Origin of the sequence: Nocardia sp. NPDC006630, assembly GCF_040611495.1 — a bacterium.
GTDB lineage: Bacteria > Actinomycetota > Actinomycetes > Mycobacteriales > Mycobacteriaceae > Nocardia.
The window spans coordinates 100,782-120,218 of record NZ_JBEXOK010000013.1 but is presented as its reverse complement, the minus strand read 5'-3'; the positions used below and the strand labels follow the sequence as shown (position 1 = coordinate 120,218).

Here is a 19,437-nt window from a genome sequence, read left to right as displayed (position 1 = left end):
ACCCGGTATCTATGTATCGCAATGCATCTCGACAGCCGAGTCGCGCGGACCGTCATCGAATCCGTGCTCGAAGAACCCCGGCTGGCAGTCACCCGGTCCCCTGCGGTGGACATGGTCACGGTGTGCCTGCACGCTGTCGCGGCCAGTCAAAGACAGGCAATACGAGACGGCCTGCTGGTCGGCACCTCAGTGCTGGCGATGTACGGGCTAGCCCAGTCGCTCCAAGGGTTGCAGTTGATAGTGCTCGCTCTCCTACTCGCGTGGGCCATCGTCTTCGCTGAGGCGTGCATCGCCTACTGGGGCGCCATTGCGCAGAGTCTGCGCCAAGGCAACTTCGCGACCGCCTCGCCGCCACCCGCGCCGACCGACCGCATCAAGCAGCAGATCGCCCACGTGGCCGCACACGCCACCGGCAATGTGACGGTCTACCGCGGATACAACCCATTCGGCGGGCACGGATGGATCCGGGGCGGTTGGTCCCTCGCATTGGACACCACCAAACCCGAGAATCCAGCCGAGCCGATCATTCCGTTCAGCGCCGTTGAACTGAATACACGGCTCTCCGCCGATCTCGGAAGGCTCGATATTCCCGATCTCACAGTCGGCAATCGCCTTCTCGTCAATGGCGCCGATGTGCACAACGATCGCCGTTTCGTCCCGGACCCGTATGGCGCTCCGGCGCCGTGGACGGATCCGGCTACTCTCGCACAACTGATGACCCACCCCGAAGATTGTGCGCGGCCGTACCTGACTGTCGAAATCATCTGCTGGGAAGGCGAATTGGTGTGGTCGGCGTTCATTCGCCTGGTGCGCAACGATGATTCGCTGTTCGTCGAGACCAACTACACGGTCCTGCCGCCGTACGCGCCGGACTACTACGCGATCGATGATCTGCTGGCCCGTCCTACCGCAGTTCAGGTCATACGACTGGCGGCGCGCTGTGGCCGCCGACTGCCGAGGGCCCTGCTCGATGCTGTCCCCGGGGTGTCCTACCAGGCCTTCGGCGGATTGCGCTGCTGGCGCAAAGAACGACGGCAGCAACGCCTGATCCGCGAACTATCCAGGTTTCACCACGGCGCACTGGTCAGTCCGCGCGAGAACGCCGCGAACCGCGATGCCAGAGGTGCGATCGTCTACCACCGCTATTTTCAGAGCCTCGACGAGCAGATGGTCATGAAGATCGTCGACAAACGCATCTTCAACACACTGGTTGCGTTCCTGTCCGAGAAGAACATCGATCCCGCCGAGTTGAAGCGGCGCAGTGAGCACATCATCAACAACGGCGTCGTGATCGGCGGCGACCTGCACATGGCCAACTCGGCACTGGGCGGATCGTCCGCCACCATGAAATCGTCCACGTTCTCAGGGACGTCCTAGCCTCTGAACACCTGCAGCACAAACGAACTCACTTCACGGAAAGGCGCCATCATGCAGCGCGACGAACACTCAGGAGTACACATCGGCGGCGACGTCACCATGACCGGATCGGCAATGGCAGGTGGCGATGCCCATATAGTCCACGCCGGGGCGGGCGCATCAGTCACTGTCGCCTCCGATCCGGCCGCGATCCAGCGCGCACTGTTCGACCTTGCCCAACAGATCCGCAGCGGCGAAACAGATGTGGCGGACAAAGCCGATGTGGCAGATACCGTCGACCGCGCCGCTGCCGAGATCGCCCAGCAACGCCCCAACAGGACCTATCTCGCCGGACTGATGCGAGCAGTCGGAGGCGCGGTCGGCGCCGCAGGGTCCCTGGCCCGAACCGTCTCGTCCATAGAAGCCGCGATCGATGGCCTGTTCGGCTGAGACGGACGACACCTTCGCGACGGCGGAGATGTCCGCTGCCCGTTGGCCTTCGGGAGAGCCGGGAGGTCGCCTCGAACAGATCTGGGTAGTCGGTTGTCGGTGCGCGGGATTAGGGTGCCCGGTCATGGAAGCTGCCACGGCCGTGATCGCCGAGATCGTCCGGAATGTCGCTCCAGTCGACGACCTCGAGCGCCGGCACCTCGGCGAGACGCTGCGCTGGCTCGGGCAGACCGACGACATCTTCCGCCGCGCCAAGCCCGCTACGCCCGCCCGCCACCTGGTCAGCTACGTGGTGCTGATCGATCCCGACGCGCGCGCAATCCTGTTGGGCCACCACCGGAAAGCGGGTTTGTGGCTGCCCACCGGCGGTCATGTCGACCCGGGCGAGCATCCCTTCGCGACCGCCGGGCGCGAGGCCGCGGAGGAGATCGGCATCGCGGCCGAATTCTCGGTTGTCGGCCCGGAACCGCTCTTCCTGACCATCACCACCACGGTAGGCATCGGCGCCTGCCACGAGGACGTCTCCCTCTGGTACGTGATCCGAGGCGACCGGACACACCCCTACCAGCTCGATCCCAGGGAATTCAGCGACCAGCGCTGGTGGAGCATCGACGACTTCTCCACCTCCGAAACCGACCCATACCTCCCCCGCTTTCTGACCAAACTGCGGGCGGCGCTGTCCCGGTAGGCCGATGGCACCGAAATACTCTGTCTCGCCGCATATCTCGTGGCGTCACCGTCGCTCCGGATGACGTGCGGCCGCGGTTATGGGTTGAGGCTCTGAAGGAAAGCGGCGGAGTCGATCACGTCGGCCTGGGCCGGGAACACCCTGTCCAGCAGTACGCGGTTCACGTCGGCGACGCTGGTATTCCGCTTTTTCAGCGTTCGACGATTCCGGTCAGCCGGGCGCGGTCGAGGACGGGGGCGGTGATGGTGGGCAGGAGGACGCGGGGCCGTGCCCGGTGCGGTGCGTCGGTGGCGCTGGCCACGGGTTCGGACAGGGCGAAGAGCTGGAAGATGTAGTGGTGCGGCCCATGGCCTTTGATGGGAGCGGGACCGTGATACCCGCGTCCGATGGTGGACCGCAGCAGCTGCACTCCGGCGGCAGGCCGCTTCGCACTGAGCGCGCCGGGATCCAGGTGTGCGAGGGACGGGTCGATCAGGGCGGCGCAGTGCACGGCGGGCTTGGCGATCGGGACATCGATGTCCTCGACTACCAGGAGAAGTTGCGCGGTACCCGGAGGCGGTGGGGTCCAGAACAAGTGGGGCGACAGGTCGTCTCCGCCGATGGTCTTCGCGCACTGCTGCAGCGGTATGGCGGCACCGTGGGCAAAATGTTCGCTGGTCAGCGTCAGCAGCTCGGGGCCGTGCAGATTGGGCAGGTTCCACGCCGTGTGGGTATCGCCTGCTCTGCGATTGTGCAGGAGTCGGCCGATCAGGGTCATCGGGTAGCCCCGACCATGCCGATAACCTCTGCGGTGGTAGCGGTTTCGCCGAGCTTGGGGAAGACGCGGTCGATGCTGTGCCGATGCGAATCGGCATCCGGATCGAGCATGGCGTCGGTGGCCAGGACGACGTGGTATCCGTAGTCGGCGCCCGAGCGCGCGGTCGACTCGACGCCGGCGCTGGTCGAGATGCCGGCGAGCACGATCTGGGTGACGCCCAGATCCCGCAGCAGGGTGTCGAGCCCGGTGTCGTGGAATGCGCTGCGCCGCCGCTTGGTGATGAGGTGGTCGGTCGGCTGCACATCGAGTTCGTCGATGAGGTCGGCCCAGCCGGGCGGCAGTGCGCCCAGTCCCCCGGGCCGTCCGGCCTCGGTGCGTCCCGGAGCACGCCCGGTGACATTGACCAGCACCACGGGCAGGTTGTGCCGGCGGAACTCGGCGGTCAGCTGCGCCGCCTGTTCGACGACATCGGTGACCGCGGGGTCGCTCTGGGCGGAGACGATGCCCTGCTGCAGGTCGATCACGATCAGCGCGGAGGTGGGGTCGATCGTTGTCAGTGTCATAGGTGCTTCTCCTGGGGAGGTCGGAGCGGAAGTGGTTCCGCGCAGCATGGAGGCGATCGCGGCAAGAACCGCGAGGACGGCGCCGAAGCCGAACACGATGACCAGACCCGAGTGGAACGGCCCGGAGATCAGGGTCGGGAAGAACTCACGTCCGGTCAGGGTCTGTTGCTGCGCCGCCGTCAGATGGGTCAGCGCACCGCTGGGCTGGAGCAGATTCTGGATCGGATTGACACCCAATTGCGCGGCGAACAGGGATGACACCGGGGGCAGGTTGCCGACCTGGGCGGCGACGTCGGCGGGCACGCCCTGCTGTTGCAGACCGCTGGTGAGGGTGTGCGGAAGGCTGCTGGCCAGTCCGGCGATCATGAGGGAGAAGAACACTCCGATGGAGACGGCGGTGCCGGAGTTCTGGAAGGTGGCCCGCATCCCGGAGGCGACGCCGCGGGCCCGCGCCGGCACGCTGCCCATGATCGAGGAGGAATTCGGGGAGGCGAACATGCCGCTGGCAATTCCATTGAGCGCGATCAGCAGTGCGAAGACCCAGTAGCTGAAGTCGATCGGCAGCACCATCAAACCCAGGAAGCTGGCGCCGAACAGCAGCGCACCACCGGTGGCCAGGCCCCGGGAGCCGAGGCGATCGGACAGATATCCGGAAACCGGTCCTGCCGCAAGGAATCCGGCGGTCAGCGGCAGCATGAAGATGCCCGCCCACAGCGGTGTGCTCTCGAAGTCGTAGCCGTGCAGGGGCAGCCAGATGCCCTGTAGCCAGATGATCAGCACGAACTGCATGCCGCCGCGCCCGATCGAGATGGCCAGGCCCGCCAGATTGCCGAAAGTGAAGGCGCGCAGGCGAAACAGGCTCATCTGGATCATCGGCGCGCTGACCCGGTTCTCGATGACGACGAAGGCCGCCAGCAGCGCGAGCCCGCCGATGATCAATCCGTCGACCAGCGGGTTGGTCCAGCCCATGGTGTGCCCGCCGTAGGGCTGCAGGCCGAAGGTGACCGCGATCAGGATCGAGCTCAGACCTACCGCGAAGGTGATATTGCCCCACCAGTCGATCCGGCCGCCGTCACGCTTGCCGGTCTCGCGCAGCGTCCGATAGGCCCACACCGTAAAGAACAGTCCGACAGGCACATTCACCCAGAACACCGCCCGCCAGTCCCAGGCCGCCAGCAGCCCGCCGGCGACCAGGCCGATGAACATCCCGGCCAGGGCGGCGACCTGGTTGACGCCGAGGGCGAAGCCACGCTGCTCCTCGGGAAAGGCATCGGTCAGGATCGCGGCCGAGTTCGCGGTCAGCATCGATCCGCCGACGGCCTGCAGCACCCGCCACCCGATCAGCCACATCGCCGCGTGGCCGCCGTCCAGCGGATCGAAGGACAGCAGGATCGAGGCGAAGGTGAAGACCGCGAACCCGGAGTTGTAGATGCGGACCCGGCCGTACATATCGCCCAGCCGGCCGACCGTGACCACCAGCACGGCTTGGACCAGCCGGTATCCCATGATCATCCACAGCAGGTAGGCGATATTGCCCGGCGCCAGCGGGTCCAGGTGGATGCCCCGGAAGATCGCCGGCAGGGCGATCAGCACGATGGAACCGTCCAGCGCGGACATGAAGACCGCGGCGGTGGTATTCGTCAGTGCCGTCCACTTGTACCGGTCACCGGTCACGCGGGGTGGAGCGGGAGTCTCCGTCATCAGGTTGGTGCTCATGGTTCCGTTCAGATGTTCTGGGCCAGTCGCTCGAGAAGCGCTGCGGCCGAGGCGAGTTGCTCCAGCTCCGTCGGAGTGAATGTGCCGCTGGTCAGGGCGTGTGCGATGAGTTCGGTGCGTGCGTCGCGCTTGTTCTGCAGCGCTTGGAGGCCGGTGGCGGTGACTGTCAGCACGACGCGCCTGCCGTCATCCGGATCAGGCCGGCGTTCGACCAGACCCCGGCCGCGCAGTGCGCTGACCGTCGCCCCCATGGACTGGGCGGTGATCTGCATCGCCCGGGCCAGCGCCGCGGACGTGGTGGGGCCGGAGCGATCCAGGTGCGAGAGCGCGGCTCGCTCGGGCATCGTGAGCTCACCCGGCGTCGGCACCTGGCGAATCCGTCGCACCAGCACGCTGACGCTGGCCAGCAGCACGGCGGCGACCTCGGCGGGGTCCAGATCATCCATCCACTAAGGCTAACTTATAAGTTTCACTTAGCAAATTCTGAAACGGATATGTGTCTGAAAACCCTGCGGATTCGACGCCGAGTGGCGACAATTGGCCATGACTGCGCGGCGGAACCCGAACACCTGCCAGGCAGGCCCGAATCCCCATCGGCAACAGAGGAATTCAACAATGAGCAGGCTGGCGACCTCGTGCGCGGCGACCCTGGTCGCCGTGGCCGTCCTGGTCGGGACCGTGGTGGTCGGCGAGGCGCGCGCGCAGACGCGCGGCGCGCAGCACTGCACCCCCTACACCGCGATTTTCGCCCCGGGGACCTGGGAGACGCGCTCCGACGCGGATCCCACCGTGCCGGTCGGCATGCTCAGACCGATCGGTGACGGTCTGCAGCGGCAATTCGGCAGCGATATCACCGTGCTCTACGCCCCTTATGCCGCAAGCGCTTTCGATCAGGGATTGAGCTATGCGCAATCGCTGAGCACCCTGGAAAATCGATTGCACTCCATGATCAGCGGCCTGTGCGGCTCGACGCGGGTCATCCTCGCCGGGTACAGCCAGGGCGCGGACGGCATCGGCGACGTCGCCACCGCAATCGGCAATGGCGAAGGCCCCATCCGCGCCGATCGGGTGGTCGGCGTCGGGCTGCTGGCCGATCCGCACCGCAACCCGAATACCACACTCTCACTGGGTGATCCGCAACCCGGTCACGGTATCGCCGGAACCCGCAGTCAGGACTTCGGTGCGCTGACCGACCGGGTGCGCACCCTGTGCGCCGACGGTGATCTGTACTGCTCGCTCAATGCCACCGCCTCGCCGTTCCTCGCGGCGCTCGGCCGGGTGCTCAGCGGTGATCCCGCACCCATCGCCTCGCTGATCCCGGCCACCACCGACCCCGGCACGCTCATTGCGCAGGCCGTGAAGATGGGCGCGGGCTGGACGGCGACCGCGGCGAAGCTGCCCACCATTCTCGACGGCCTCACCGGCCTCCCGGCGGCGATCGAATCCGGCGATATCCGCGGTGCGCATCAGATCGCGAGCGACCTCAATGCCGATCTGGCCCCGATGGTCCAGGCGGCGGCGGGCGTGGACCTGCCCCTCATCGCCTCGGTCATCCGCGCGGCCGGCACCGTCGACCCCTCGGGGTGGACCGCCGCCGAAAGTGTCATCGCCGACGTCCTGACCCGGATCGACATCATGCGCATCGCCGGAGACGTCGGCCAGATGCAGGAAACCCTCTGGCGCGCAGTCGAATCCCTCACCCGGGGCGACTCGTTCACCGCCGCCGCAGACGTCGCTACCCTGGCCCCGGCCGGACTCGACCTGGCCGGCGCCGTTGTCGGCCCATTCGCCACCGCCGTACGCGGTGACCTCCGGGTGGCGGTGCACGCCCTGCTCAATATCGGTGGCCCCCAATGCATCAACGATCTGGTGCAACTGAGTCGCCAGGGCTTGGCCATGGCCAAGTTCTACGCCTCGAACGCCCACGTCGACTACGGCGACGACGCCCAGATACTGCTGAACTACCTGGGCTCCCAGGTCATTTCATAGAAGTGCGACCAACCCCGCATCAGCTCAGAAGTATTCGCCCATCAGCTCGGTCGACCACTCAGGCTGATGCACTTCTCCTCGGGGCCCGAACTCGCTCATATAGGGCTTGATATCGAGCACCGGGGTTCCGTCGATCGCATCCAGCCCCGCCACACGCACGGTCAGCCCGTCGACACCCAGCAGACGGCACCGGGAGACCCCGATCCGGTTGGGCCGATTCTTCCCCCGCTGCGCGAAGATCCCGACCAGCGGCCAGTCCTGGCGATTGCGCGGGTGCCTGGCGCCGGTCTCCACCTTCTCCTCCGGCACCAGGTGAAAGTGATAAACCACCTCCAGATGCGAGAAGTCCCCGAGTCCGGCAAGCGCCTCAGGCGTGAACCGCTCCGCATCCAACTCGATGGCGGCCTCGACGGCCCCCCAGTTGTCGTCGAACGCCTCACCGCGCCCTCCGGCCACCCGGCCCACAGGCTCGATCTCCAGTACAAAAGGCGAGTTCGTCATCACCGGAATATAGCCCGGAGCCTCCGTCACCCGAACAGTTGATCCGCACTCTGACAGGAGCACCCAATAATTCGGTTTCCCAGGCGAATACACGGTGCTACCGTCGTTTCAACGATCCACCGAACCTCCACAGAAGGCAGTGTTATGACCGGGCAGCAGCTACTGAATCAGCGGCAACGCTGGCTCGAGGGTGCCCGCCTGCCGCAGGCACTTCTTTCCGTATCGGTTCTCCGCCAGCGCATTCGCGGCGGTTCCTGAGGTCTGTCAACAGACCCCCACGGGGCCGCCCTGGCGAATTCGCCACGGAGCGGCCCTTTTCCGTATCCAACCCCGCGTTACCCGATCCCTCGTAGCCCAATTGGTAGAGGCAGCAGTCTCAGACCCTGTCCAGTGCGAGTTCGAATCCCGCCGAGGGAACCCGACCCAACCAGCCCCGCGCACCTCAGTGCGGAGTAGATGTCAATGGCGACATCCGCGCGGGGCCATATGCCCGTAGCTCAAACGGATAGAGCGCCTGCCTACGAAGCAGGAGGCTGGAGGTTCGATTCCTCTCGGGCATACACACTTTCGATGAAACGTGGTGTAACGGCAGCACGGCGAACTCTGACTTCGTCAGTCCAGGTTCGAATCCTGGCGTTTCAGCTCACTCTTCTTCCGGGGCTTCGTCGTCCGCCGGAGGCTCTCCCCCGCCGCCGCGGATGGTCCACAGCAGGCCGTCGAGTTCGTCGGACTTGATGAGGACGTCGCGGGCCTTGGAGCCTTCGCTGGGGCCCACTACGCCGCGGGTTTCCATGAGGTCCATGAGGCGTCCGGCCTTGGCGAAACCAACGCGGAGTTTGCGCTGCAGCATCGAGGTGGAACCGAATTGCGAGGTGACGACCAGTTCGATTGCCTGGACCAGCAGTTCGAGATCGTCGCCGATATCGGCGTCCACCTCCTTCTTCTCGCCGGCCTTGGCGGCGGTGACGCCTTCCTGGTATTCGGGTTCGGCCTGGGTCTTGGCGAATTCGACTACGGCGGAGATCTCTTCGTCGGAGATGAATGCGCCCTGCAGGCGGGTGGGCTTGCTGGCGCCCATGGGGAGGAAGAGGGCGTCACCCATGCCGATGAGCTTTTCGGCGCCGGGCTGATCGAGGATGACTCGGGAGTCGGTCAGCGAGGAGGTGGCGAAGGCCAGGCGGGAGGGGACATTGGTCTTGATCAGGCCGGTGACCACGTCCACCGAGGGGCGCTGGGTGGCCAGCACCAGGTGAATGCCTGCGGCACGGGCCTTCTGGGTAATGCGGACGATGGCGTCCTCGACGTCGCGCGGGGCGGTCATCATGAGGTCGGCGAGCTCGTCGACGATGGCGAGGATGTACGGGTACGGGCGATAGACGCGTTCGCTGCCCAGGGGTGCGGTGATCTGGCCCGACTTCACCTTGCGGTTGAAATCGTCGACATGGCGAACCTTATTGGCCTGCATGTCCATATACCGCTGTTCCATCTCCTCCACCAGCCAGGTCAGCGCGGCGGCCGCCTTCTTCGGCTGGGTGATGATGGGCGTGATCAGATGCGGAATGCCTTCGTAGGGCGTGAGTTCCACCATCTTGGGGTCGATGAGGATCATGCGCACTTCTTCCGGCGTCGCCCGGTGCAGCAGCGAAACCAGCATGGAGTTCACGAAACTCGACTTACCGGAACCGGTGGAACCGGCGACCAGCAGGTGCGGCATCTTCGCCAGATTCGCCGAGACGAACTCGCCCTCGATATTCTTGCCGAGGCCGATGACCAGCGGATGGTGGTCGGCGCGGGTGGTGGGCGCCTTGAGCACATCGGCCAGGCGCACCAATTCCCGGTCGGCATTGGGGACTTCGATGCCGACCGCCGACTTGCCCGGAATCGGGGCGAGCAGGCGCACATTCTCGGTGGCGACCGCGTACGCGATATTGCGGGCCAGCGCGGTGATCTTCTCGACCTTCACGCCGGGGCCGAGCTCGACCTCATAGCGGGTGACCGTCGGGCCGCGCACGAATCCGGTGACCGCGGCGTCGATCTTGAACTGGATCAGCACCTCGCTGATCGCCTCGATCATGGAATCGTTTGCGGCACTGCGCAGCTTGGGCGGGTCGCCATCGGTGAGCAGACTCAGCGGCGCGAGCTGATAGTCGCCGTCCACCTCACGCTCGGTGACGAACTCCAGCTGCTGCGCGACCGGCGGCGGCGGGGTCTGGTCGACCACCTTGGGCGGAACCTTGCGCACCTTGGCTTTCGGCTTCTCCTCCGCCACGATCTCCTTGGCGGCCTGCAGCGGCGGTTCGCCGATCACCTCGGTGAGGGCATCGGAACCACCGAATTCGTCGACCGGATAGTTCTCCGCGGGTGCGCGGCCGCGGCGCTTGCCGCGCACGCCCTCATGGCGCGGGAAGCCGTCCGCGTCATAGTTTTCCGGGTCGTAGAGGCCGGGTTCGTCGGAGTAGCTTTCGTATTCGTCGCCGCCGCTGCCGGTGCCGAAGATCTCGCGCAGGGCCTCCGGCACCTCGCGCACGGTGGTGCCGGTGAGCAGCAGAATGCCGAATCCGATGGCCAGCAACAGCAGTGGAACGGCCAGCCAGGCGCTCAAACCGTCACGCAGCGGGCCGCCGATGACGTACCCGGCAAAGCCCGCGGCATGTGCGCGACCGTGCGCATCGGCCGGCGCCCCGGCCGCCATATGCCACAGACCCAGCACCGGCAGGCCGACCAGCAGCCCGCCCAGCACCAGTCGCGGCCGGATCTCCGGATGCGGTTCGGTGCGCATGAGAATGACCGCGATGCCGATCAGCACGAACGGCAGTGCCGCCGAGACGGATCCGGCGACCGCGCGAATCGCGGCATCCACCCAGTGCCCGACCGGCCCGCCCGCCGACAGCCATACCGCCGCGACAATCAGAAATCCGAAACCGACCAGCCCCAGCGCGATTCCGTCCCGCCGGTGCCCGTGCTCGATCTCTCCGGCACGGCTAAGGGCCCGGGTGCTCGCACCCAGCCCCCGCGCCAGCATGTTCCACCCGCTGCTCACGCCGCGGGTGACCACCGCCAGCGGCGCGGTATTCGACTGGCGCCGAGGTGCGGGACGGCGGCGCGCCGGAGTGCTCCGACCGGCATTCCCCCGCGCCGCGGCCGTGGTGCGACCGCGCGCAGCGGTGCGCGGAGTGCTCGCCCGAGACCGTGCAGGAGTCTGCCCCCGCGTCGATCCCGCTCGCGAACGTGACGTTGCGGTACCGCGGGACTTACCTGGCATGCACCCCAGGCTAGTCGCAACCGCACCATACGGACCATCCGCAACACTCGGCCCTCCCACAACAGCGCTGTGGGATAGGCCATGAAAACGGACAGAACGGTCAGCTGGCGGCGGGGATCGCCGCCGGTCGAGTGCCGATCGGAGTGGGTCCCGGCGGCGCGGTCCAGCGGGTCAGGGCCGCTTCGAAGTCGGGGATCTGGCTGGCGGCGGTGCGGTAGCACTCGGCGGCGTCGAGGGTGCGGCCCAGGCGGTGCAGGGCGGTGTAGCGGACGAGCAGGTTGTAGGTGTGCAGCGCGCCCACCCGGGAGGATTCGCGGGTGGCCTCGGCGAGCTCGGCCTGTTCGACGGCCTGCAGGAGGCGGTCGGCGCTCAGATGGGCCAGGGCGGCCCGGGAGTGCACCGTGGATTCGAAGCGGAGGGCGCCGGCACGGCGGGCGGCGCGCAGGGCGGCGTCGAACAGCAGGGTGCCGAGTTCGCCGTCACCCTCCTTGCTGATCACCCAGGCGGCTTCGGTCAACGCCCACATGACATTCCGGCGGGTCCCGGGCTGCGAGTCGCCGACGACGGCACGCGCGGCCGCGGCCAGCGAATCGCGATTGCGGCCCGCCGCCGAATAGGCCTGGGCGAGACATGAATAGGCGACCCGCACGCATTCGGGACTCGCACCCAGCCGATACAGGCGCAGCGCATGCGCGAAATGCGTGGCCGCGCTCATCGGATCCTGGCGATACAGCCCGATAATGCCCGCGAACACATGCGCGGTACCCGCCACCCACGGTTCGGCATCGGGATCGGTATCGGCGAAAAGCTTGTGCAGGTGCCCGGCCGCCCGCTCGGGCTCACCGAACTCCGAGACCAGCGCGAAAACCAGCGCCAACCGGGCCCGACCGGCCGCCACCACATTGCCGTCGGCCTCGGTCGCCCGGATCAATTCCTCGAGCGCCTTCTCCACATCCACGGTGGCATCACCGGCGAGCATGGTCTCGGCCACCGACAGGGCCAGATCGGCGGCCAGCACCCGATGGTGCGGGGCGCCCGCCACCGCGAGGCGGTACAGCGCGACCAGATTGCGGCGCTCGATATTCAGGAAATCGCGGGTCGCGTCCAGGTCGGCCAGCCGGGTGCCCGGATGCCCGGTCGGGGCCAGGGCCAGGCGCAGACCCGGATGCCGCACGCGCAGCACGGTTTTCATGGTGGCCAGGTAGTGGTCGAGCAGCCGCTCGGTGACGTCCACCTCGGCATCGTCGCCCTCGCGGCCGAGCGCGAACAGGCGCATGAGGTCGTGATAGTGGTAGCGACCGCGGCCCACGGTCTCGAGCATGCCGCGATCGACCAGTTCCTCGCACAGATCCTCGGCCAGCGGCTCGGTGGTATCGAGCACGGCGGCCGCGGCGGTCAGCGGTAGTTCCGGCAGCTCGGCCACCGCCAGCAAGCGGAACGCCCGTGCGGCATCGGCGGGCAGCTGCTCGTATCCGGCCCGGAAGGCGACAGCCAGCGCCAGCTCCCCGGTCCGGAAGCGGTCCAGGTCATGGCGTTCGTCGGCCAGCCGGTCGGCCTCGGAGACGATCGTCCACTGCGGCCGCGCCGCGACCCGCGCCGCCACGATGCGCACCGCCATCGGCAGCAGTCCGCACAGTTCGGCAATGCGCCGGGTCGCCTCCGGTTCGGCAGCCACCCGCGCCGGGCCGACAATGCGGGCGAACAGCGCCACCGCCTCCGCGGTGTCGAGCACCGGCAGGGCCGCCGAGCGCACCCCGGGCAGCGCGGTGAGCGGGCGGTGCGCGGTGACCAGCACCGCGCAGCCGGGACCGCCGGGCAGCAGCGGCGCGACTTGGACGGCGTCGCAGGCATTGTCGAGCACCAGCAGCATGCGGCGACCGCTCACCACGGACCGGAACAATGCCGCACGCTCGGCCACCCCGGTGGGCACCTCACGCTGCGCCACATTCAGGGCGCGCAGAAAGACCCCGAGCACCTGCTCGGGGTCTGCCGGATCCGCACCCGCACCCTGCAAATCGACGTACAGCTGTCCGTCCGGATACTGATCCCGAATCCGGTGCGCCACATGCAGAGCCAATGCGGTCTTGCCGACTCCGCCCATACCGGAGAGGGCCACAATCGAGGTTCCGGCGCCGAACGCGGCGCTCAGCTCCCGCACGAGATCGCGGCGACCGGTGAAATCGGCCGTGTCCGGTGGTAATTGGGCCGGTAGCGGCGCCACCGCCGGAACCGGGGCGGTGACGTACACGCGGGCGGGCAGTTCATCGGCCAGGATCTGCCGATGCAATTCCAGCAGGGCGGGCCCGGGCTCGATGCCCTGCTCGGACACCAGCAGTCGCCGAATGCGCTGATATTCGCCGAGTGCCTCGGTGCGGCGGCCCGCCCGGTACAGGGCGGTCATCATGAGCCCGCGCAGCCGCTCACTGAGCGGGTCACCCGGGATCAGGGCCTCCAATTCGGCTATGGCATCGGAATAGTCGCCGCGCTGCACGGTGACTTCGATGAGGTCTTCGCGCAGCGCCCGGTGCAGGCGGCGCAGCCGGGCGCGTTCGGCGGTGGCCCACGGTCCGGGCACCCCGCTGAGCGGATCGCCGCGCCACAACCCCAGTAGCGCGCGCAGTGCGGCATCGGCCTGCTCCAGCTGTCCGGCTCCGCGCGCGTTCTCGGCTTCGGCGCGATACCGGTCGATTTCGTCGATATCGAGCTCGAGCGGGCCTTCCAGGCGGTAGCCCCGCGACTCCGAAGCCAGCAGCATCGTCCCCGGTTGCGCCGGCAGATGCTTACGCAGCGCCCACGCGTAATTGCGGAGCGCACCGACCGCGGAGGCCGGGCGTTCCGCACCCCAGATGCCGTCGACCAGTTCCTCGATCGACACCGTCCGCCCGCGCGCACAGGCCAGCATGACAAGCGCCGCTTGCTGTTTGGGCGGCATGGGCGAGCCGGGCGCACCATCGGACACCAACTCGACCGGCCCGAGCAGCGCCAGTTGCCAAGTCATTGCCTACCACCTCATCACCACGGGCTACCCGCCGCTCGCAGAAGCTACCGTCCGGCGCGTGATCGTTTCATGATCAGCGGCCGGACCGCCACTCGAGCGCACCCGCCGGCCGAAATCTCACACGCTGCGATCCAGAGCGTGGACCGCGGCGACATCCTCCGCGTCCCCGGTGGCTTCCAACCGGACGGCACTGCGGCCGAACGCATGCAGCAGCAGCTCCGACGGCGGACCCGCCAGCACCACCGTGCGCTCCCCCGCGCGATGCGCGACGGTGCGGCGACCGTCCGGCGTCACGAGCGCCACGGTAACCGGTGATTTGCGATATGCCATGCGCGCCAAGCCGGTCAGGACCTTCCAGAGCCGATCCTCGTCCGCGGCAGACAGTTCGCGCGGCTCCCACTCGGTCTGCGCGCGGCGCACATCCTCGTGGTGCACGAACATCTCGGTCAGATTCATGAGCGAATCCACCGGGCGCAGCAACCACGGCGGACCACTGCTCACCAGTTCGAGCAGCTGCGGGAACGGCCGCTGCGCGACTCGGCGCTGGACGTTCTCCAGGTGGGAGGCGAAGGGCTTCAGCATGATGCCGGGTGCGGCATCCGGGCGGCGCTCGCGGACGATCAAGTGCGCGGCCAGATCTCGCGTCGTCCATTCACCGCAGAGGGTGGGTGCGTCCGGGCCGACCACGCCCATCGTCCGCACCAGGGCCTGCCGTTCCCGCTGTGCCATGCTCATAAAGGGAACCCTAACCGGACACACCCTCGAATGCATCGCGCGCGTTGCACCTTGCGATAGCGATTCAATTGCTGATTGCCCTGGTCTTTAAGCGGAACACCCGGTCCGCCATAAGGCGCGCGTTCGATCATGAACTCATCAGCCGGTCCGGCATTCGCCGGTTGGCTTCGGTCGAATCGGATCGGTAGCTTGTGCACTCGGTCCATCGGGTCATGGGCCCACAGCACAAGAAGGGCAACAATTTTGAAGAAGATCGTCAGCGGCGCCACCATGATGGTTGCGGCGGCTGGTTCCCTACTGGTCAGCACCGCAGCTCCGGCCGGGGCCTACACCGACAACTTCGGCGCCATCGCGCTGTCACCCTCCACCGGCCACATCGGCTACTCCTACGATTATTCCGATCGCGGCTCGGCGCAGGACGGCGCGATGTCCTCCTGCTCCTTCAACGACTGCCGGGTGGTCGCCACCTTCGCGAATGGTTGCGGCGCGGTTGCCTACTCCCCCCGCGGCTATTACACCTATGGTGCGGATTACTCGCGCTCGTCCGCGCGGACCCAGGCGCTGAACCGCAATTACTCCGACGCCACCATCGTCCACTGGAACTGCACCACCGGCTACCAGCTCTGATTCCGAATTCCATACCGGGGAGAAAATCGTTGAAGCACACCATCTTCCGCGCCACCGCCGCCGTGGCGCTGGCCGCCGCCGCGCTCGGCCTGGTCGCCTGCAGCTCGAGCGATAAGTCCGACAGCGCCGCCACCACCACCAGCGCCGCCGCACCCAGCAATGCGTTCCAGGGCACCACCGACGACACCAAGGACACCGGCGCGCCGTCCACCTCGCAGGTGCCGAACCTGCCGAAGCCGACCGTGGCGGAGCTGAACGACAAGCTCACCAAGGCCTTCGACCCGTCCATCGACGCCAAGACCAAGGTCGACTGGATCGAGGATGCCGGACAGGACCCGCAGCTGGTCGCCAAGCTGGTCGACGCCGCCAAGAAGAACGACGTCAAGGTGGAGATCACCAACGTTCCCGATCCCGCGGACGGCAAGATCAAGGCCGATGCCAATGTCACCATCGGCAGCTCACCGGTCAACAATGCCACCGTCTCCTTTGTCGCCGACGGCAACGACTGGAAGGTGGACCACAACTTCGCCTGCAGCATCGTGAAGGCCGCCAAGCTGGATTCCGCAGCCTGCCAGGACAAATAGCAGCTCTTCGTGTTTCCGCCCCGGCAGCTGAGGCTGTCGGGGCGGCTTTGGTTTCGACGGTTGGCGGGAAGCTTTGTGAGGGTACGAACATACCGACCATTCATCTTTAAATGCGCATATTTCAATGTAGGTATGCTTCTCGACCTGCTTCAGCACATCATCAGAGTGATTGCCAGATAACGCAAGAGCGCCCGGCAGCTGGTGCTGCCGGGCGCTCTCAGGTTGTGGCGCTTGCCTTTTCGGGCGTCAGACCCCGATGACCGTCGGGACGATCATCGGGCGGCGGCGGTACTTGTCCGCGACCCACTTGCCGACCACCCGGCGCACGCTCTGGGCGATGCGGTGGGTGTCGGTAATGCCCTCGCTCGACAGGCGGCGCAGTTCCGCTTCGACGAGTTCGTGCGTTTCGGCCAACGCGTCCGGGTCGTCGGAGAAGCCACGGCCGTGCACCTCGGGCGCGCTGACGGCCTTGCCGGTGGTGGAGTCGACGGCGACGGTGATGGAGATGAAGCCGCCCTCCCCCAGCACCAGACGATCCGAGAGGGTCGATTCACCGACGTCGCCGACGGACAGACCGTCCACGTACACCTGACCGACCGGCACCCGGCCGGTGATCGAGGCGATGCCGTCGACCAGATCGACCACAACGCCGTTCTCGGCGAGCATGACTCGCTCCTCCGGCACACCGGTCGCCACCGCGAGCGCGGCATTGGCGCGCAGGTGCCGCCATTCACCGTGCACGGGCATGGCATTGGTCGGCCGCACCGCGTTGTACAGGTACAGCAGCTCACCGGCCGAAGCATGTCCGGAGACATGGACTTTCGCGTTCTGCTGGGTGATGACGGTCGCGCCGATCCGGGTCAGCCCGTTCACCACGGTGAACACGGCATTCTCATTGCCCGGGATGAGCGAGGAGGCCAGCACCACCAGATCGTCGGCGCGAATATTGATCTGGCGGTGATCGCCGCGTGCCATGCGCGAGAGCGCCGACAGCGGTTCGCCCTGCGAGCCGGTGGAGATGAGCACCAGCTTGTGCACCGGCAGGTTCGCGGCCTGATCGATATCGACCACCAGACCGTCCGGCAGATTCAGATAGCCGAGATCCTGGGCGATCTGCATATTGCGGACCATGGACCGGCCGACGAAGCAGATGCGGCGGTCATAACGCTGCGCCACATCCACCACCTGCTGAATGCGGTGTACGTGAGAGGCGAAGGACGCCACGATGACCCGGCCCTTGGCCTTGCCGATCACCGTGTCCAGCACCGGGCCGATCTCACGCTCGGGCGTGACGAAGCCGGGCACCTCGGCATTGGTGGAGTCCACCAGGAACAGGTCGACACCCTCGTCGCCGAGGCGGGAGAACCCGGCCAGGTCGGTGAGGCGGCCGTCCAGCGGGAGCTGGTCGAGCTTGATATCGCCGGTGTGCAGCACCATGCCGGCGGGGGTGCGCACCGCGACCGCGATGGCATCCGGGATCGAGTGGTTGACCGCGAAGTACTCGCAGTCGAACGGGCCGTGCTGGGTGCGCTGGCCCTCGGTGACCTCGATCAGCTTGGGCTGCAACCGGTGCTCACGGCACTTGGCGGCCACCAGCGCGAGGGTGAACTTGGCACTGACGATCGGAATATCGCGGCGTAGGCGCAGCAGGAACGGCACCGCACCGATGTGATCCTCGTGACCGTGGGTCAGGATGACCGCGGCGATATCGTCCATGCGGTCCTCGATGGGACCGAAGTCGGGCAGGATCAAATCCACGCCCGGCTGCTGGTCCTCGGGGAACAACACACCGCAGTCGATGATCAGCAGCTTGCCGTCGTATTCGAAAACGGTCATATTGCGGCCGATTTCGCTGATGCCGCCCAGCGCGAACACGCGCAGGCCGCCCTTGGGCGGCTTCGGCGGCGGGGGCAGCTGACGACGCTCGGGACGCGGCGCGGCAACAGCCTCGGAGCGATCACCACGACCACCCTGGCGGGAACGGGTCCCGCCCGGCTTACGGGTGCGATCGGCCTGCCGCGACTTGGGCGCGGAGTCGTCCTGGCGCGCCTTCGCGGGCGCGGCGTCGGCCTGCCCGTTCTTGGCGGCCCGGGTGCCGTTGCGCTTGGCCCGGGTTTCCTGCGGCGCGGCGGTTTCCGCCGGTGCCGCGGCCTTCGGCTGCTCGGCGGCAGTGACCTTCGGCGCCGCGGCAGCAGCGGCCTTCGGCTGTGCGACAACAGGTTCCGGCGCACCCGCGGCGCGGGAGGCGGTACGACGCGGTCGGCGACCTTCGGGGTTGCTCATGCAAGCACCCCCGCGGTTCGCAGGTCCACGGCAAGCTCGGCGAGCTGCTCGGTATTGGGCATGAGTTGTGGCAAACGTGGCTCCCCGGTTTCGACCCCGAGCAGCCGCAGCGCACCCTTGGTCATGGCGACGCCACCCAGCCGGGACATGGCCCGATTGAGTGGAATCATGCTGACATTGATTTCACGAGCCCGGGCCACATCGCCGGCGGCATGAGCCGCAGCGAGTGCACGCAGGCGATCCGGCACGAGATGGCCGATAACACTGATGAATCCGACCGCACCGACCGACAGCCAGGGCAGGTTCAGCCCATCGTCGCCGGAGTAGAAGGACAGGCCCGTCTCGGCGATGAGCTCGGCGCCGGCATTGAGATCGCCCTTGGCGTCCTTGACCGCGACAATGCGCGGGTGCTCGGCGAGACGGCGAATGGTGTCCGAATTGATGGCCACCATCGAACGCGGTGGGATGTCGTAGAGCGTGACCGGCAGATCGGTGCTGTCCGCAATGGCGGTGAAGTGTGCGAACAGGCCGTCCTGCGAGGGACGCGAGTAATACGGGGTGACGACCAGCAAACCGTGGGCACCCGCGCGCGCCGCATTGCGTGCCAGCTCGATGCTGTGCGCGGTGTCGTAGGTGCCGGCGCCCGCGATGACGGTGGCGCGGTCACCGACCGCGTCGACGACGGCGTGCAGCAGATCGAACTTCTCGGACTCGGTGGTGGTCGGCGATTCTCCGGTGGTGCCGGAGATGGCGAGCAGGTCCACACCACCTTCGACCAGGCGAGCGGCGAGCGCTACCCCGGCATCGACATCGAGCTTGCCTTCGGCGGTAAAGGGAGTCACCATCGCGACACCGACTGTGCCGGACGCGCGCAGCTCGATTCGCGTCGATTCACCGTTCGTCATAGCCAGAAGGCTACCCGGTTACC

General features: G+C 67.0%; 15 protein-coding genes, 3 tRNA genes and 1 pseudogene. 9 read left to right on the top strand and 10 right to left on the bottom strand.

What is annotated here, in order from left to right; genetic code table 11:
* The first annotated feature begins 21 nt into the window (after positions 1-21).
* The 3 genes from ABZX86_RS34160 (at position 22) to ABZX86_RS34150 (ending at position 2,494) form a co-directional block, all read left to right on the top strand.
* Positions 22-1,377 (top strand): hypothetical protein, encoded by a 1,356-nt coding sequence (locus ABZX86_RS34160; RefSeq protein ID WP_355129579.1) that lies wholly within the window; start codon positions 22-24, stop codon positions 1,375-1,377.
* Positions 1,378-1,428: 51 nt separating this feature from the next.
* Complete coding sequence (locus ABZX86_RS34155; protein ID WP_355129577.1) at positions 1,429-1,806, top strand: hypothetical protein; 378 nt, start codon at positions 1,429-1,431, stop codon at positions 1,804-1,806.
* Positions 1,807-1,930: 124 nt separating this feature from the next.
* Positions 1,931-2,494: an NUDIX domain-containing protein gene (locus ABZX86_RS34150; protein ID WP_355129575.1), complete on the top strand. Its 564-nt coding sequence runs from the start codon at positions 1,931-1,933 to the stop codon at positions 2,492-2,494.
* 190 nt (positions 2,495-2,684) lie between these two features.
* On the opposite strand, the gene ABZX86_RS34145 is transcribed toward ABZX86_RS34150, so the two are convergent.
* From ABZX86_RS34145 to ABZX86_RS34130, 4 genes and pseudogenes are all read right to left on the bottom strand, one after another.
* Positions 2,685-3,251: a YbhB/YbcL family Raf kinase inhibitor-like protein gene (locus ABZX86_RS34145; protein WP_355129573.1), complete on the bottom strand. Its 567-nt coding sequence runs from the start codon at positions 3,249-3,251 to the stop codon at positions 2,685-2,687.
* Positions 3,248-3,814, bottom strand: a complete 567-nt coding sequence (locus ABZX86_RS34140; RefSeq protein WP_355129725.1) for an isochorismatase family protein — start codon at positions 3,812-3,814, stop codon at positions 3,248-3,250. Before ABZX86_RS34140 ends, ABZX86_RS34145 begins: the two co-directional genes overlap by 4 nt.
* A gap of 36 nt (positions 3,815-3,850) precedes the next feature.
* Positions 3,851-5,515 (bottom strand): annotated as a pseudogene (locus tag ABZX86_RS34135) (MFS transporter); the annotation flags it as partial.
* A 23-nt stretch (positions 5,516-5,538) separates the two neighbouring features.
* A complete protein-coding gene (locus tag ABZX86_RS34130) occupies positions 5,539-5,976 on the bottom strand; it encodes a MarR family winged helix-turn-helix transcriptional regulator (protein WP_355129571.1) in 438 nt (145 codons plus the stop codon).
* Between the two features lie 169 nt (positions 5,977-6,145).
* Here ABZX86_RS34130 and ABZX86_RS34125 point away from each other — a divergent pair, with 169 nt between their 5' ends.
* Positions 6,146-7,519, top strand: a complete 1,374-nt coding sequence (locus ABZX86_RS34125; RefSeq protein ID WP_355129569.1) for a cutinase family protein — start codon at positions 6,146-6,148, stop codon at positions 7,517-7,519.
* 24 nt (positions 7,520-7,543) lie between these two features.
* Here ABZX86_RS34125 and ABZX86_RS34120 read toward each other — a convergent pair whose 3' ends face one another.
* Complete coding sequence (locus ABZX86_RS34120; RefSeq protein WP_355129567.1) at positions 7,544-8,020, bottom strand: SAM-dependent methyltransferase; 477 nt, start codon at positions 8,018-8,020, stop codon at positions 7,544-7,546.
* Between the two features lie 343 nt (positions 8,021-8,363).
* Between ABZX86_RS34120 and ABZX86_RS34115 the strand changes: the two genes are divergently transcribed.
* The 3 genes from ABZX86_RS34115 (at position 8,364) to ABZX86_RS34105 (ending at position 8,662) form a co-directional block, all read left to right on the top strand.
* Positions 8,364-8,437 (top strand) — tRNA-Leu (locus ABZX86_RS34115).
* Between the two features lie 69 nt (positions 8,438-8,506).
* Positions 8,507-8,580: transfer RNA gene (locus ABZX86_RS34110), tRNA-Arg, on the top strand.
* A gap of 11 nt (positions 8,581-8,591) precedes the next feature.
* Positions 8,592-8,662, top strand: a tRNA-Gln gene (locus ABZX86_RS34105).
* Between the two features lies 1 nt (position 8,663).
* Here the strand turns inward: ABZX86_RS34105 and ABZX86_RS34100 are convergent.
* The 3 genes from ABZX86_RS34100 to ABZX86_RS34090 all read right to left on the bottom strand — a co-directional run bounded on the left by ABZX86_RS34100 (position 8,664) and on the right by ABZX86_RS34090 (position 15,015).
* Positions 8,664-11,282, bottom strand: coding sequence for a DNA translocase FtsK (locus ABZX86_RS34100; protein WP_355129565.1), 2,619 nt, complete (start codon positions 11,280-11,282; stop codon positions 8,664-8,666).
* A 100-nt stretch (positions 11,283-11,382) separates the two neighbouring features.
* On the bottom strand, positions 11,383-14,280 hold the full coding sequence (locus ABZX86_RS34095) for a BTAD domain-containing putative transcriptional regulator (RefSeq protein WP_355129563.1): 2,898 nt from the start codon (positions 14,278-14,280) through the stop codon (positions 11,383-11,385).
* A gap of 117 nt (positions 14,281-14,397) precedes the next feature.
* Positions 14,398-15,015, bottom strand: a complete 618-nt coding sequence (locus ABZX86_RS34090) for a TIGR03085 family metal-binding protein (protein WP_355129562.1) — start codon at positions 15,013-15,015, stop codon at positions 14,398-14,400.
* Between the two features lie 243 nt (positions 15,016-15,258).
* On the opposite strand from ABZX86_RS34090, the gene ABZX86_RS34085 reads away from it, so the two are divergent.
* Together ABZX86_RS34085 and ABZX86_RS34080 are read left to right on the top strand one after the other, a co-directional pair.
* A complete protein-coding gene (locus ABZX86_RS34085) occupies positions 15,259-15,642 on the top strand; it encodes a DUF4189 domain-containing protein (RefSeq protein WP_355129560.1) in 384 nt (127 codons plus the stop codon).
* Between the two features lie 29 nt (positions 15,643-15,671).
* Positions 15,672-16,226 carry a hypothetical protein gene (locus tag ABZX86_RS34080; RefSeq protein WP_355129558.1) on the top strand — a complete coding sequence of 185 codons (555 nt, stop codon included), beginning with the start codon at positions 15,672-15,674 and terminating at the stop codon, positions 16,224-16,226.
* A gap of 246 nt (positions 16,227-16,472) precedes the next feature.
* Here the strand turns inward: ABZX86_RS34080 and ABZX86_RS34075 are convergent, their stop codons facing one another.
* Together ABZX86_RS34075 and dapA are read right to left on the bottom strand one after the other, a co-directional pair.
* The gene (locus ABZX86_RS34075) at positions 16,473-18,509 is read right to left on the bottom strand and encodes a ribonuclease J (protein ID WP_355129556.1); all 2,037 of its coding nucleotides are present in this window, start codon (positions 18,507-18,509) and stop codon (positions 16,473-16,475) included.
* Complete coding sequence (dapA, locus tag ABZX86_RS34070; protein WP_355129554.1) at positions 18,506-19,414, bottom strand: 4-hydroxy-tetrahydrodipicolinate synthase; 909 nt, start codon at positions 19,412-19,414, stop codon at positions 18,506-18,508. The genes ABZX86_RS34075 and dapA overlap by 4 nt, the downstream gene beginning before the upstream one ends.
* Positions 19,415-19,437 lie beyond the last annotated feature (23 nt).

Excerpts from the sequence above, each read along its gene's own strand:
- ABZX86_RS34090 (WP_355129562.1), bottom strand. The coding sequence starts at position 15,015 with ATGAGCATGGCACAGCGGGAACGGCAGGCCCTGGTGCGGACGATGGGC.
- ABZX86_RS34150 (WP_355129575.1), top strand. The coding sequence starts at position 1,931 with ATGGAAGCTGCCACGGCCGTGATCGCCGAGATCGTCCGGAATGTCGCT.
- ABZX86_RS34145 (WP_355129573.1), bottom strand. The coding sequence starts at position 3,251 with ATGACCCTGATCGGCCGACTCCTGCACAATCGCAGAGCAGGCGATACC.
- ABZX86_RS34120 (WP_355129567.1), bottom strand. The coding sequence starts at position 8,020 with ATGACGAACTCGCCTTTTGTACTGGAGATCGAGCCTGTGGGCCGGGTG.
- ABZX86_RS34095 (WP_355129563.1), bottom strand. The coding sequence starts at position 14,280 with ATGACTTGGCAACTGGCGCTGCTCGGGCCGGTCGAGTTGGTGTCCGAT.
- dapA (WP_355129554.1), bottom strand. The coding sequence starts at position 19,414 with ATGACGAACGGTGAATCGACGCGAATCGAGCTGCGCGCGTCCGGCACA.
- ABZX86_RS34160 (WP_355129579.1), top strand. The coding sequence starts at position 22 with ATGCATCTCGACAGCCGAGTCGCGCGGACCGTCATCGAATCCGTGCTC.
- ABZX86_RS34100 (WP_355129565.1), bottom strand. The coding sequence starts at position 11,282 with ATGCCAGGTAAGTCCCGCGGTACCGCAACGTCACGTTCGCGAGCGGGA.
- ABZX86_RS34155 (WP_355129577.1), top strand. The coding sequence starts at position 1,429 with ATGCAGCGCGACGAACACTCAGGAGTACACATCGGCGGCGACGTCACC.
- ABZX86_RS34130 (WP_355129571.1), bottom strand. The coding sequence starts at position 5,976 with ATGGATGATCTGGACCCCGCCGAGGTCGCCGCCGTGCTGCTGGCCAGC.
- ABZX86_RS34125 (WP_355129569.1), top strand. The coding sequence starts at position 6,146 with ATGAGCAGGCTGGCGACCTCGTGCGCGGCGACCCTGGTCGCCGTGGCC.
- ABZX86_RS34140 (WP_355129725.1), bottom strand. The coding sequence starts at position 3,814 with ATGACACTGACAACGATCGACCCCACCTCCGCGCTGATCGTGATCGAC.
- ABZX86_RS34075 (WP_355129556.1), bottom strand. The coding sequence starts at position 18,509 with ATGAGCAACCCCGAAGGTCGCCGACCGCGTCGTACCGCCTCCCGCGCC.